Source organism: Kribbella sp. ALI-6-A, from assembly GCF_001984195.1.
Taxonomy (GTDB): Bacteria; Actinomycetota; Actinomycetes; order Propionibacteriales; family Kribbellaceae; genus Kribbella.
Genome location: NZ_MTQN01000012.1, coordinates 889,915 through 903,914, shown reverse-complemented (window position 1 = coordinate 903,914; position 14,000 = coordinate 889,915). Strand labels below are relative to the sequence as shown.

10 protein-coding genes are annotated in these 14,000 nt (G+C 70.5%); 5 read left to right on the top strand and 5 right to left on the bottom strand.

The genetic code is table 11. The features are described from left to right. Positions 1-55: 55 nt before the first annotated feature. Together BWI15_RS30750 and BWI15_RS30745 are read right to left on the bottom strand one after the other, a co-directional pair. Positions 56-409 carry a hypothetical protein gene (locus BWI15_RS30750; RefSeq protein ID WP_143465993.1) on the bottom strand — a complete coding sequence of 118 codons (354 nt, stop codon included), beginning with the start codon at positions 407-409 and terminating at the stop codon, positions 56-58. A 799-nt stretch (positions 410-1,208) separates the two neighbouring features. Continuing rightward, the gene (locus tag BWI15_RS30745) at positions 1,209-3,170 is read right to left on the bottom strand and encodes a Xaa-Pro dipeptidyl-peptidase (protein WP_077018030.1); all 1,962 of its coding nucleotides are present in this window, start codon (positions 3,168-3,170) and stop codon (positions 1,209-1,211) included. 190 nt (positions 3,171-3,360) lie between these two features. Here BWI15_RS30745 and BWI15_RS30740 point away from each other — a divergent pair, with 190 nt between their 5' ends. Beyond that, positions 3,361-4,374, top strand: a complete 1,014-nt coding sequence (locus BWI15_RS30740; protein WP_077018029.1) for a LacI family DNA-binding transcriptional regulator — start codon at positions 3,361-3,363, stop codon at positions 4,372-4,374. Between the two features lie 49 nt (positions 4,375-4,423). Further along, complete coding sequence (locus BWI15_RS30735) at positions 4,424-5,338, top strand: 1,4-dihydroxy-2-naphthoyl-CoA synthase (protein WP_202817771.1); 915 nt, start codon at positions 4,424-4,426, stop codon at positions 5,336-5,338. Between the two features lie 18 nt (positions 5,339-5,356). Here the strand turns inward: BWI15_RS30735 and BWI15_RS39880 are convergent, their stop codons facing one another. Further along, the gene (locus BWI15_RS39880) at positions 5,357-6,337 is read right to left on the bottom strand and encodes an RICIN domain-containing protein (protein ID WP_202817770.1); all 981 of its coding nucleotides are present in this window, start codon (positions 6,335-6,337) and stop codon (positions 5,357-5,359) included. A 309-nt stretch (positions 6,338-6,646) separates the two neighbouring features. Here BWI15_RS39880 and BWI15_RS30725 point away from each other — a divergent pair, with 309 nt between their 5' ends. Genes BWI15_RS30725 through BWI15_RS30715 form a run of 3 tightly spaced genes read left to right on the top strand, consistent with a single transcriptional unit; the run spans position 6,647 to position 12,698 of the window. Further along, positions 6,647-7,147: a sigma-70 family RNA polymerase sigma factor gene (locus BWI15_RS30725; protein ID WP_077018026.1), complete on the top strand. Its 501-nt coding sequence runs from the start codon at positions 6,647-6,649 to the stop codon at positions 7,145-7,147. Next, the gene (locus tag BWI15_RS30720) at positions 7,144-8,211 is read left to right on the top strand and encodes a hypothetical protein (RefSeq protein WP_143465991.1); all 1,068 of its coding nucleotides are present in this window, start codon (positions 7,144-7,146) and stop codon (positions 8,209-8,211) included. The genes BWI15_RS30725 and BWI15_RS30720 overlap by 4 nt, the downstream gene beginning before the upstream one ends. Next, a complete protein-coding gene (locus BWI15_RS30715) occupies positions 8,202-12,698 on the top strand; it encodes an FtsK/SpoIIIE domain-containing protein (protein WP_077018024.1) in 4,497 nt (1,498 codons plus the stop codon). Before BWI15_RS30720 ends, BWI15_RS30715 begins: the two co-directional genes overlap by 10 nt. Before the next feature lie 64 nt (positions 12,699-12,762). Here BWI15_RS30715 and BWI15_RS30710 read toward each other — a convergent pair whose 3' ends face one another. After that, positions 12,763-13,071 carry a hypothetical protein gene (locus BWI15_RS30710; RefSeq protein WP_077018023.1) on the bottom strand — a complete coding sequence of 103 codons (309 nt, stop codon included), beginning with the start codon at positions 13,069-13,071 and terminating at the stop codon, positions 12,763-12,765. A 35-nt stretch (positions 13,072-13,106) separates the two neighbouring features. Further along, the gene (locus BWI15_RS30705) at positions 13,107-13,976 is read right to left on the bottom strand and encodes a hypothetical protein (RefSeq protein WP_077018022.1); all 870 of its coding nucleotides are present in this window, start codon (positions 13,974-13,976) and stop codon (positions 13,107-13,109) included. Positions 13,977-14,000: the final 24 nt, after the last annotated feature.

The following is a 14,000-nucleotide window of genomic DNA, read 5'->3' as shown; positions in this document are numbered from 1 at the left end:
TCTGTCGTCGGCGAAGGCGGACAGCCCGGCCCTGACGGCCGGGCCGCCCACGGTGCTATCGCGTCTCGCAGGGCAGGCCGCCACTCTCGTAGCTGCCGTCGGACTTGTGCCGCCACACCTGGGCGCAGACCTTCGTGCCAGGGGTGGGAATCCGGTTCCAAGTCGTGCGCTTGATCCCGCCGTTCCAGTAGTACGCACCGCTGGAGTCGTGCACTCCCGGGTAGAAGATGTCCATGTGGTAGGTCCCGGAGACGCATCCGGACTGGTGCTGGGTCACCACGCGACCGCCGCCGTCGAAGCCGATCCAGACGCAGCCGTTCGCTCCCGCGGAGGCCGTCGTCGCCGCGGTCAGGGCCGAGGTCGCCACCACTGCACTAGCCAGCGCGGCCCGGAAAAACGTCTTCATCATCTCTGTGCACCCTTCAGTTCACTGGTGATCGTGGAAGTTCACCGCAGAAACTAGGGCGCACTGCGCCTGGGCAGCCATCACTTCCCACCGTTATCGAAGCAACCGAACCGCAAGGCGACCGAGCGGAATCCGTCACAATCAGCTGATCGGTAATTACGGAACGTATGCGAACGTTCTCGTCCAGAGGCCATCGGCTTTTGCGCGCAGCCGGCCGAGGATCAGGGCGCGGCGCTCGCCTGCGTCGATCCCACCGGCGAGGGACCGCGGCTGTTCTTCCAGAGGGTCCCCGAGGGCAAAGGTCGTGAAGAACCGGGTGCATCTCGAGGGCAACGAGTTCTGCCTGGACTGAGCGCTGCGACGCGGTTAATGCAATCTCGTGGGGCGTCGGCGCCCTCGACGCGGGTTGAGCCGGACGTGCACCACTCATCAACCACTCGCTAGGCGCTTGTCGCGAGACGGTTCACGCCTCAGAACAGCTCAAGGCGACGGGTCGGTGAGTGCTGCACGTCCGCCTCCGCGCCGCCCCGGCAACTGCGCGGACGACGTCGACCTTCGCACCGAATCACCTGTCGTCAGCCAGAACGGGCGAGGCCGCCAGCCGTGGGCGAGTCGGCCCGGATCGACGCGCCGGGGCATGGTCCGACTCGCGTACCGCATCCGATCCGGCGCGGCGGGATTTCCTGCAGTCAGTCAGGGCGCTAAGCCCGCACCCCAGGGCGCCAAGCTCGCACCCGGGCGGGTGGGAGCGGACTGCGAAGCCCGCGACGAAGGAGCGGGCGTAGTCGGCCGCGTGGGAGAACTACCCCAGCGGATCGTGCAGGTCAGGCCGTTCCGTCGGTGTGGTGATGTCGACGTCGAGCGGCTGGGGCTTCACCGGTGCCGGGACCTTGCCGGCGGTCACCGGGAGGTTGAGCTTGCTGTGCGCCAGGTCGATGTCGACCGTCGCGCCCGTGTCGTTGGGCGTCGTCCACTCCGTGTCGGACAGGGTGACAGCCAGCCCAAGGGTCCGACCCTTGGGGATGACCTCGTCCTGCGCCCGCAGCGGCACGGTGACGGTGGTCCACTTACCTGGGGTCAGCGGCTTGGGGTGGGCGGGGGAAGAACTGTGAGCAGCGTCGATCCAACCCCGGCTGACAATCCCATGGTCGCTCTTCTCGGTGGTCTTCTCGACCGTGAAGTAGCAGCTGTCGTCGTAGTCGGTGCTGGCACCCTCGCACGTACTCGTGTTGGTCCGACGAACCCCCGAGTACCGCTCCGCCTCGCCGTACTCGATCAGCCGCGCGGTGACCGGAGTCGTCGTGGAGTCCGACTTCACCCGCAGGGTCACCGACGGCGTGCCGCTGATCCGGATCGGCGCCGGCAGCGGCGCCGACAGGAACATCTGCCGCCCGGCGATCTCCTCCGAAGGCGTCGAGACGATGGTGTCCTCGGTCAGCGACGGATCGTCGGTGACGGTCACCGTTCCCTTGCCGTAAGCACCCAACTTCCCCGCGGCCAGCGGCACGCCCACGGTCTTCGACACGGCCGGCCAGGTCGGATAGTCCCGCCACACGTCCGGCGCGACCTCCACCGAAGCCTGCGGCGAGCGCATCACGTTGTTCTGCAAACCCTGCAGCCAGTAGTCGAACCACTCGTGCAGCTCGTCCACCCACGCGTCCCGCCGGAACTCGAACGGATCGACGTGGTCCTCCAGCCCGAGCCAGATCTTGCGCGGGACCCGGTTCTTGGCCAGCGCGTCCCACCACTGGGCGAAGTGGTTGGTCTGCACGTTGTAGTCGCTCAGCCCGTGCGTGACGAACACCGAGGCCTTGATCTTGCGGGCGTCCTTCACGTAGTCACGCTCGGCCCAGAAACGCGTGTAGTCGCCGGTCTCGTCGTCGTCGGACTCGCCGAGGTCGGCCCGTACGGCGTCGCAGGCGGGCGTGTCGTGGCCGACGTACTCGCCGAGCCAGGGCATGTAGTCGATCGAGTACGGCACCCCGCCGGAGCGCGAGTAGTCGTACCACGACGAGATCGCCGAGATCGGCACGATCGTCTTCAGCCCCGGTACGCCGGTCGCGGCGACCGCGTTGGCCAGCGTTCCGTCGTACGACTTGCCGATCATGCCGACGGCGCCGGTCGTCCACGACGCGCGCACGGCGGTTCCGTCGGACGTACGGGCCGTGTTGCGGCCGTTCAGCCAGTCGATCACCGCGACGACCGAGTCGACCTCGTCCTCGCCGCCGACGTCGCCGCAACCGGTGGAGCGGTTGGTGCCGACGATGTCGACGCCGACCACGGCGTAGCCGCGCGGTACGAAGTAGTTGTCGTAGTAGAGCGGCATCTTCTGGATGACGCCGTTGGCGTCGTAGCTCTTCTTCTCGCTCTCGTTGCCGCGACCGCAGCAGGAGTAGTACGGCGAGGCGTCCATGATCACCGGGATCCGGACGCCGTTCGCGTCGGTCTCCCGGGGGCGGACGATGTCGACCGCGATGACGTCGTTCACACCGTCGGAGTCGGTGTCCATCCGCGTGTCGACGTAGACCGACTCGCGGATCGCGCCGGCGTAGTCGTAGACCGGCCGGGTGCTCTTCGTCTGTGCGTCGACGTGGTCCGGCAGGCCGCCGGCCAGGCTCGCCTCGAGCGCGGGGGCAGGTGCCGCGGGGACTGCTACGGGCGAGCCGTCGGGTGCCGGGGCGGCCGTGGCGGTGCCGATCGCGGTGGTCAGGCAGAGCACGGTGGACGAGGCCAGGACGGTCACCCTGGCGCTGACGGTCGTCATGGCTGGGAAGGCTAGTCAACCCGGGCCGCAGAAGCCAGGCTCTGACGACATTGCGTGACTCTTCCCGCACCGCTTCTGCGCCACCTGAAGGTCACTTCCAGGCCACTTGGCCGCCACGCAGCGTGAGCGGCACCACAGGTCCGATAGTGTGACCGCCACCCGGGGGGAGGCAACGGAAGGTGGGTGGCCAGTGAATCTGCGAGCGCCGGTGACATTGCTGGACGTCGCGCAGCGGGCGGGCGTGTCGGTCGCGACCGCCTCCCGCGTGCTGAACGGCGGCGACCGGGTGCCACGCCCGGAGCTGCAGGAGCGCGTCCGCGCGGCGGCCGCCGAGCTCGGCTACACGCCGAACGCGCAGGCCCAGGCGTTGGCCAAGTCGTCCACCAACGTGGTCGGGATCCTGGTGCACGACATCGAGGACCCGTACTTCGCCGCGATCGCGAACGGCGTGATGCGTGCCGCGGACGAGCGCCACCTGCTGGTGATGATGGCCAGTACCTTCCGCGACGCCGAGCGCGAGATCGCCTATCTGTCCTCTTTGCGCGCACAGCGGGCACGCGCCGCGGTGATGATCGGCAGCCGCCGGACCGACGCCGACCAGCTCGCCCGTACGGCGACCGAGATCGAGGCGTTCCTCGCCTCGGGCGCGGGGCTGGCGCTGGTCAGCCAGTCCGGTATGCCGGCGCACACGATCGAGCCGGACAACCGCGCGGGTGCCGCCGACCTGGCCCGCGAGCTGGTCGAGCAGGGCTGGCGCAAGTTCGGCGTACTGGCTGGGCCGGAGGAGCTGGCGACGGCGCGGGACCGGCGGGACGGGTTCGTCGCCGGGCTGGCCGAGGCCGGGCTGGAGCCGGTGGCGGTGCAGGCGGGCGAGTTCACCCGGGACGGTGGGCATGCCGCGGCCGGCGAGTTGCTGGACCGCGAGCCGGGGCTGGACTGCCTGTTCGCGGTGAACGACGTGATGGCGGTCGGCGCGATGTCGGCGCTGCGCGAGCGCGGCATCGACGTACCGGGTCAGCTCGGGGTCGCCGGGTTCGACGACATCGCGACGCTGCGGGACGTATGGCCGGGGCTGACCACGGTGCGGCTCCCGCTGGAGCAGATGGGACGGCGTGCGCTGGAGCTCGCGATCGAGGGCGGTGACCCGCGGACCGAGACCTTCGCCCCCGAGGTCGTGCTGCGCGAGAGCACCAGCAAGCGCTGAGCTCGTCCTGCGCGAGAGCCCCGGCGAGCACTGAAATATGCTCGGCCGGGTGACCGAGTCCGCGAACGTCAGTGAGATCTTCGACCCGTCGGCCTGGAAGGCGGTCGACGGCTTCGACCTGACCGACATCACCTACCACCGCGCGGTGGACGCCGGGGTGGTGCGGATCGCCTTCAACCGGCCCGAGGTGCGCAACGCGTTCCGCCCGCAGACCGTGGACGAGCTGTACCGGGTGCTGGACCACGCGCGGATGTCGAGCGACGTCGGCTGCGTGCTGCTGACCGGCAACGGGCCGTCGCCCAAGGACGGTGGCTGGGCGTTCTGCTCCGGCGGCGACCAGCGGATCCGCGGCAAGGACGGCTACAAGTACGCCGAGGGAACGACCGCGGACACGATCGACCCGGCCAAGGCCGGCCGGCTGCACATCCTCGAGGTGCAGCGGTTGATCCGGTTCATGCCGAAGGTCGTGATCTGCGTCGTTCCGGGCTGGGCCGCCGGGGGTGGGCACAGCCTGCACGTGGTCGCCGACCTGACGCTGGCCTCGGCCGAGCACGCGCGGTTCAAGCAGACCGACGCGGACGTGGCGTCGTTCGACGGCGGGTTCGGTTCGGCGTACCTGGCCCGGCAGGTCGGGCAGAAGTTCGCCCGCGAGATCTTTTTCCTCGGCGACGAGTACTCGGCCGAGGACGCGTTCCGGATGGGCATGGTGAACAAGGTCGTCCCGCATGCCGAGCTGGAGCAGGTGGCGCTGGACTGGGGCCGCAAGATCTGCGCGAAGTCGCCGACCGCCCAGCGGATGCTGAAGTACGCGTTCAACCTGATCGACGACGGGCTGGTCGGTCAGCAGTTGTTCGCGGGTGAGGCGACCCGGCTGGCCTACGGCACCGACGAGGCCGCCGAGGGGCGCGACGCGTTCCTGGAGAAGCGCCCCGCCGATTGGTCGCCGTACCCGTACGCGTTCTGATCTGCCAGGCCTGGCAGATCAGGCCTTGCGCCACTTCTGGCTCGGCGTCCCGTTGCAGGACCGCAGTGTCAAGCGGGCGCCGTTGCCGGTGCCGTCGGCCGTGACGCACTTGTTGGCCTGTGGGTTCACCAGGTCGTGTGAGCCGTTCAGCGTGAACTTCTGCGCCCAGCCGCCGTTGCAGTTCACCAGCTGGATCGCGGTGCCGTCGTCGGTACTGGCCCAGGCCAGATCCATGCACAGGCCGAGCGAGCGGACCGTACCGTCGCTGCTGAACGTCCACTTCTGGTTCGCGCTGCCGGCGCAGTCCCACACCTGCAGGGGCGTGCCGTCCTTGGCCGTGCCGCCCTGAGCGTCCTTCACGTCGACGCAGCGGTTGGAGCCGAAGTTCTGCACCAGGACGCCGGTGGCCCGGGGCGCGTCCTGCACCTGCGGCGGATTGCTGGTCGTGGTGGTTCTCGGCGGCAACTTCGGGGGCGGCGCCTGGGTGCTGTCCGCGCGCGGCTTCTGCGGCTGGGTGGTGGTGCCGGGCTTGGTCGTCCCGCCGCCGCCGGTCCCGGTCCCGGACTTCGTCGTGGTGGTCGTGGTCGTCGTCGCGCCGGGCTTGCCAGGCATCGTCACGACGGCCGGCGGCTGGGTCACGGTCACCCCTGGCCGCTGCACCACCGTCGTACCGGGCTTGCTGATCGGCTGTCCGGGGGGCGTGGTGGTCGGGTTTGCCGATGGCAACTTTTCGCCACCGCCGCTCTTCACTCCAGCGGGGGTGCTGGAGCTGATCGGTGTGCCGGCGGCGACGGTCGTCTGGTCCCCTCCGCCGCCGATCCGCCCGAGCAGCGGCACGCTGAGCGCGATCGCGGCCACGACGGCGGCGGCCACAGCGGTCGTCGCCCACGCCCGTGCGCCCGGAAACCGTGTGATTCTTGGGGTTTCGGGGCGCTTGGCGAAGGTCTCCGCGAAGCGCTTCGCGGGCGCGGACGAGTCGTCGGGGCGGTCGGATCGCACTGCGGCTCCAGTGGACGCGGGACAACGGGCTGCGCCGAGAACGGGCCTCGGTGGGCAGAGGGCAGAACCGAGAATCGCTGCTCGGACCGCCGCAGTCAAACCCGGAAGGCGTTGTGTACATACTGTTCAGGGCTGTGACCCGGCGGTCGGCCGACGTTCACCGAACGTCCGTTGCGACTCGGTGCGGTCTTCAACTAACTTGATCGGCTGTCCCGTTTTCGGTCCGGCCTTCGGCCATGCCATGCCCGGCTGGCCCGAGCTGTGTGAGGTAGTGACATCGACGATTCGCGTGCCCGCCGGTCCCAGGCCATGGACCTGTGCCTGGCCGAGCGGGACAGCCTCCGGCGTTACGTGACCAGCTTGCTCGGTCGTGACGCGCACTCCGCCGAGGACGTCGTGCAAGAGACGTTGCTGCGTGCCTGGCAGCAGGCCGACCGGCTCGACTTCGAGCACCGCCCGGTGCGGATGTGGCTGTTCCGCGTGGCCCGCAACCTCGTCGTCGATCAGCATCGCCGCGACGGCCGGACGATCGCCGTCGGTCTCGGCCCGTCCGACTACGCCGACGCGGTGACCGAGCCCGACCCGGCCGACCGGATCACGGATCGCCGCGTGCTGGTCGACGCGCTCCGGACCCTGCCGACGGCGCAGATCGAGGTGCTCGCCCGGGTGCACCTGCTCGGCCATCCCGGCGAGGTGGTCGCCGACGTGCTCGGCGTACCGGTCGGGACGGTGAAGTCCCGGACACACAAGGGTGTTCGCTCGGCACGGGCCGCGCTGGCTCGCCACGGCTGTGTCGGGGTCGCCGCATGAGGTTGTTCGGTGGCGGCCTGACCAGCTGGCTCGGGTACGCCGGGATCCTGCTGCTGTTCGTTGTCCTGATCCACCTGCTCGTACGGCGTACCGGCGGCTGGAAGCTGTTGTTCCGGCGCATCCGCCGCGAGCTGACCTCGGCCGCGCGCGCCTTCTACGACCCGGTCGCAGCCCGGCTCCGCTACCGCAAGCGGGTCGCTTTCCTCGCCGGACTGCTGCGCTCACCGGGCGCCTGGAGCGATGCGGAGCACGCGATCGGGCACGCCGCGGCGCTGACCGGCAAAGCCGAGCCGTACGGCGTGGTCGTCGCCAAGGACCGCGTCGGCGTACTGGTCGCCGGCGGTACGCCGGACAGCCCGTTGCCCACGCCGTGGCGCCGTGACGACCACGATCCTCGGCTGTGGTGGATCGAGCGCTCCGACCTCGACGGCTACCCCGTCACCACCCGGACCGAGCGCCGGCAGGCACCGCTGCTGGTCTGCGTCGGCATCGACACCACCGGCCGGACGGCAGTCCTGCTGGACCTGCTGGCCGGCCCCACCACCGTCTCCGTGTACGGCGAACCACGCGCCGCGCGCGCCATGGTCCAGTCGATCGCCGCACAGCTCGACGTCCGGCTCCCGGCCGGTGCGGTGGAAGTTGCCGACGGCATCCACAAGGGTCATCCGGGGATGACGCTGCCCGAGGCGGTCAAGCGGCTGGGCGCGTGGTTCGTGATCGGCGCCGAGCAACTGACCGTCCCGCTGCCCGCCGGACTGCGCCTGATCAGCCTCGGCGTCGCCCGCGGCAGCTCACGCCTGCTCGAGGCGCTGCCCGACGGCACCCTGCGGCTGTACGGCGCGGCCGACTGGCTGCGGGTCGATCCGTTGCCCTTGGCAAAGGCCGTCGCGCGGTCGGTCCGCCGGCTGCCGGCCCACGACTTCGACGGCCCGCTGCGAGGCGCGCCCGCCGCGGCCACGTCCGACGACCTCGACGACCTGGACCTCGGGATCACCGCGACCGGCGTGTCCGCCCGGTCGGCGGCCGATGCGGGGACCGACCGGAAGGCGCCCTCGTGGACCTGACCCTGACCACCGTCGACCGGCTCGGCGAACGCACCGACCGGGCGCTGCGGCTGCCCGCCGGCGCGACCGCGGGCGGTCTGGCCGAGAGCCTCACCGGCGCACCGGACGCCTTGTACCTGGGCGAGAAGAAGCTCGACCCCTCGACCCCGCTGGCCGGTTCGGGCCTGCGGGACGGCGGCGTGCTGGGCCTCGGCGCTCCGGTCCACGAGCCGAACCTGATTCAGGCGCTCGACGGTGCCGGTCCGGTCACCGTCGAGGTGCACGCGGTCTCCGGCCCGCAGGCCGGACGAGTCTGGCGGGTCGGTCCGGGCAGTCACGAGATCGGCGCGGACCCGCTCTGCGCGATCCGGCTGACCGGTGCCGACGTACCGGAGCGAGGGCTGTGGCTCACCGTCGGCCCGGACGGTACGGCGACGTGGCACCGGACCGAGGTGGTGCCGGGCTCGACCGCCGGTCACCGGATCGGACCGCCGGCCGAGGACGCCGCGACGGCGGCGATCAAGCACCGCGACGAGGACGAGGACGAACCCGCCGGACGCCGGCAGCGCCGGATCGCCGCGGCCGGTGAGATCGCGCAACTCGTCGTACCGCGGGTGCACGAGTGGCCGGTCGACGAGGACCTCGCGGTCGGTCAGGTGCTGTTGCGGCTGAGCGGGTCCACCGAGACCACCGCGGCGGTGCGTCCGTCCGCGGACGGGTTCGGCATCGACTACAACCGGCCGCCGCGGATCGCGCCGCACCTCGACGACGAGAAGCTCCGCCTGCCACCGCCTCCGGTGCCACAGGGCAAGCGCCCGTTCCCGTGGCCGATGATCCTGGCGCCGGTGGTGCTCGGATTGGTCATGGTCGGCATCTTCCACTCCTACTTCTACCTGGTCTTCACGCTGCTCAGCCCGGTGATGCTGGTGATGAACTGGCACTCCAGCCGCAAGTCCAACCGCAAGCAGCACCTCGAGGCCACCCGCCGGTACGTCGCTCGCAAGGCCGCGCTGGAGGACGAGATCCGGGCCGCGGTCGCCCGCGAGCGCGTCATCCGCAACGTCACCTCCCCGGACCCGGTCCGGGTCGCCCAGCTCGCGATGATGCCCGGCAGCCGGCTGTGGGAGCGGCGCCGGACCGACCCCGACCACCTGCTGCTCCGGCTCGGCACGGCCGACCAGCCGTCGCTGAAGGAGCTCGACGACCAAGGCCGGGAGGAGAACCACCGCACGATCCGCTGGACGATTCCGGACGCGCCGGTGGCCGTCCCGGTGCCGGGGCACGGCGTCCTGGGGGTCGCGGGCAAGGACCCGGCGACGCAGGCGGTCGCGCGCTGGATGACCTTGCAGGCCGCGGTTCTGCACTCGCCGCGGACGCTGCGGATCGTGCTGCTGACCGAGAACGACCGGATGGCGGACTGGGGCTGGGCGCGCTGGTTGCCACACCTGCGGCCGTCCGACGGCCCGGCCTCGGTGCTGATCGCGAACGACGAAGCGTCCACTGCCGCCCGGGTCGGCGAACTGGTCTCGCAGGTGCAGTCCCGGCAACGGCAGCGCGCCGCGTCGGGCAAGCCCGATCTGTCCGACCCCGACATCCTGGTGATCGCCGACGGGTCGCGCCGGTTGCGGGACGTGCCGGGCTTCATCCAGGTTCTGACCGACGGGCCGGCGTACGGGATCTACAGCGTGTGCGTGGACACCGACGAGCGGCTGCTGCCCGAGGAGTGCAGCGGCGTCGTCCTCGTCGAAGGCGACCGGCTGACGGTACGCCGTCCCGGCCTGCCGGATCAGTCGTCGGTCCGCGCCGACCAGGTCGCGCCGGACTGGTGCGAGCAGGTCGCCCGCTCGCTCGCGCCGATCCGCGACGTGAGCCCGGATCACGACGCCGGTCTGCCCAAGCAGGTCAAGCTGCTGGACCTGATCGGCCACCAGACCCCCGACCCGGACAAGCTGGTCGCGGACTGGAAGCGCCGGCCGGCCAGTACGTCGTTCGTGCTGGGCAGCGACTACGACGGCACGTTCTCGGTCGATCTGGTCGGTGACGGCCCGCACGGCCTGATCGCGGGCACCACCGGTTCCGGCAAGTCGGAGCTGCTGCAGACGATGGTCGCGTCGCTCGCGGTCGCGAACCGGCCCGACGAACTCACCTTCGTGCTGGTCGACTACAAGGGCGGCAGCGCGTTCAAGGAGTGCGCGGGGCTGCCGCACACGCTCGGCATGGTGACCGACCTGGACTCGCACCTGGTCGAGCGGGTGCTGGAGTCGCTGGAGGCCGAGCTGCGCCGGCGGGAGCGCGTGCTGGCCGCGGCCGGCGCCAAGGACCTGCCGGACTACCACGCCAAGCGGGCGGTCGACCCGGAGCTGGCCCGGTTGCCGCGACTGCTGCTGGTGATCGACGAGTTCGCCACGATGGTGCGGGAGATCCCGGACTTCGTGCCCGGCCTGATCAGCATCGCGCAGCGCGGCCGGTCGCTCGGCCTGCACCTGATCCTGGCCACCCAGCGACCGGCCGGTGTGGTGACCGGCGACATCCGGGCCAACACCACGCTGCGGATCGCGCTGCGGGTGACCGACCAGTCCGAGAGCCAGGACGTTGTGGACGTCAACGAAGCCGCGTCGATCGCACCCGACCTGCCCGGTCGTGCGCTGATCCGGCGCGGCCCCCGGCTCGCGGACCTGTTCCAGACCGCGTGGGTCGGCGCGGAACGCCGGACCGGCGAACCGGTCGCGGCCGTCGCGGCGCCGGCGAAGATCCAGGTTTCGGATCTTTCGGTGGACGAACTCGGGCGGACGCCGAAGCTCACCGTCGTACCGGATGAGGTCGTCGAGGGACCGGCCGAGCCGGCGGTGACCGACCTGCAGGTGCTGGTCGAGGCGCTGCAGCAGGCCGCTGCGCAGTTGGACGACTTCGTGCCGCAGCCGAGTCCGTGGCAGCCGGCGCTGGGCGACCAGATTCTGCTCGGCGACCTGCCGGACACCAGCGACCGGGAGATGTTCATCCCGTATGCGCTGGAGGACCTGCCGATGCTGCAGCAGCGGCGGGTGGCGGGGGCCGACCTGAACACCTTCGGCCACCTGTACGTGATCGGCGCACCGCGGTCCGGGCGGACGCAGATGCTGCGCACGCTAGCCGGCTCGGCGGCGAGGTACCTGAGCAGCGCGGACCTGCACATCTACGGCATTGACGCCGGTGGTGGCGGGTTGTCGGCGCTGGCCGCGCTGCCGCACTGCGGAGCGATCGTCTCCCGGCACGACATGGAGCGGCTGACGCGGCTGCTGCGCAAGCTGAACGTCGAGCTGACCGAGCGGCAGGACCTGGCCGGGCAGCACAACGCGACCGGTCTGCCAGAGCTGCGCAAGATCCTGCCGAAGGGTGAGCGGCCGGCGCACGTGCTGGTGCTGATCGACGGCTGGGACTCGCTGGCCGGCATCCTCGACGAGCACGACCACGGCCAGCTGCTGCAGGACGTGATGCGGCTGATCCGGGAAGGTGCCGGGCTCGGCATCCACGTCGTCGCGACGTCCGAGCGGTCGTTGCTCGGTGGGCGGCTCGCGTCGCACAACGACCACAAGTTGCTGCTGCGCCAGGCGGACCGGACCGACTACCAGGCGGCCGGACTGCGGCTGCAGAAGGTGCCCGCGACGGTTCAGGCCGGTCGCGGCTGGCACGTGCTGTCGGGGACCGAGACGCAGGTCGCCGTGCTCGCGGCCGGTGGTGGCGCGGAGCAGGTCGAGGCGTTGAAGGCGATCGCAGCGGACGCCCGCACGCGGGACGCGAGGGTGCCGGCCGGGCGTCGCCCGTTCCAGATCGCGGAGCTGCCGACGGCGGTCGAGTTCGCGGAGGTGTACGAGAAGGTCGCGCCGGAGGACCGGCGGCCGCAGTGGGGCCTGATCGGTGTCGGCGGCGACGACGCCGGAGCGGTGGGCGTCGACCTGGCCGCGGCGGGTTCGTCGTTCGCCGTGCTCGGGCCGCCCGGCTCGGGCCGGAGCAACACGCTGGCGTGTCTGGCGGTCTCGCTGCTGGCCGGCGGCTCGTCGCTGGTCGTGATGACGCCGCGGGACTCGCCGTTGCGGGCGCTCGAGCGGCACGCGCAGGCCGTCGTCCTGACCGACACGGATCCGTCCGAGGACCTGCTCCGGGCCTCCCTGGATCGGTTGCCGGGGGCAAAGGTTGTGCTGATCGACGACGCCGACCTGCTGATGTCGCCGGCTGCCGACCGGGTGCTCAAGGAGATCGTGGTGTCGGGCCGGGACAACGGGCTGGGCCTGGTCTTCGCCGCCAGTACGGACGGTTTCCAGTCCGGGATGAGTGGCTGGGCGGCGTCGGCCCGCCGGGCCCGCCGGGGCGTTCTGCTGGAGCCGCGGCAGATCGGCGAGGGCGAGCTGATCGGCGTCCGGCTCGGTCCGAACATCGTCCGGGCCACGCCGCGGGTCGGCCGCGGCTGGACCACCGGACCGGCTGCGACGCCGTCCGCCGTACAGATTCCGCTCACCACGCTGCGCGGCTGATCCGGCGGCACGCAGAAGGCCCCAGGCGGATCGCCTGGGGCCCTTCGCGTGGCAGCGGACCGGACTATTTGGTCTGGTTGAGGCTGTTCTTGATGCCGGCGTCGAACTCCTCGGCGTTCTTCTTGATGCTGTTGAACATGTCGGCGAAGTCCTGGATGCCCTTGACCGCGGACTTCAGCGAGGTGTCGAAGTTGTTGTAGGTGTTGCGGATCACCTCGCTGGACTGCTGGAACACCATGCCGTCGTCGACCAGGTTGTTCACCCGGGTGCGCAGGTTCTCGATCGTCGGGACGATCTGCTCGTGCGCGTTGGTCATCAGCGTGGTGACCTCGAGGATCTTGCCGTAGTCGAGGTTGATGCCGTCGTAGGCCATCGGGGTGCGCTCACTTTCGGGTTGGGTGGGGTGGATCAGATCTTCGCGCCGACGCCGTCGGCCGGGTCGTTGTGCGGTACGTCGCGGGGCGGCCGGTCGTCGCCGCCACCGTCGTCGTTCGGGTTCTTGCTGCCGCTGTCCCAGATCCACTCGGCCGGGCTGCCGTCGGGATTCTTGGGGCCGCGGTGGTAGTTGCTCCACGACCCGTCGCTGCCGCGCGTGTACATGGTGCCGCTGCCGTTGTCGGGATTCAGGTACGTCTCGTTCTTCACCGTGCTGCCGTCGGGGTACGTGGTGTTGGTGACGATGGTGTTGCCGGCGTTGCTGTAGTCGGTGACCGAGTGGTAGGTCTTGCCGTCGTAGGTGACGGTGGACTCCTCGCGGATCACCTTGTCGTTCTCGTCCAGCGTGAGGTGGGTGTGCACCTCGCCCCGGTCGGTCTTGATCACCTGGTCCAGCGGCGGCGGCCCGGGGTCCTTGGCGGAGCAGAAGTCCGGCATCGATCCGTCCGGGCCGGGCACGCACTCGTCCTTGTGGGCCTGGTAGTAGTCCCACTGCTGCTTGTCGTTGAGGTAGTTCTGCAGACCGAGGTTGCTGCCGGTGATGCCCATGCCCTGGGCGATCTCGGAGTCGAACTGCAGGAACGCCTCGCCGACCGAGCCGAACGAGTTGCCCAGCTCGATCAGGCCGTCGTGGGCCCGGCCGAGCGTGTTCCGGGCGTTGCCGTGCAGACCGGTGACGGCGGCGTCGACGTCGGCGCTGCCCAGGATCGCCGAGCTGTCCTGACTGGCCAGCGTGTTGAACAGGCCCTCGTCGAGCATCGGCTTGATGTTGCCCGCCAGCTCGTGCAGGTCCCGCTTCGCGTCGTTGAGGATGTTGTAGTCGATCCTGAGCTTGTCCGGCACGTGGCCTCCTGCCGATGGTCGGTT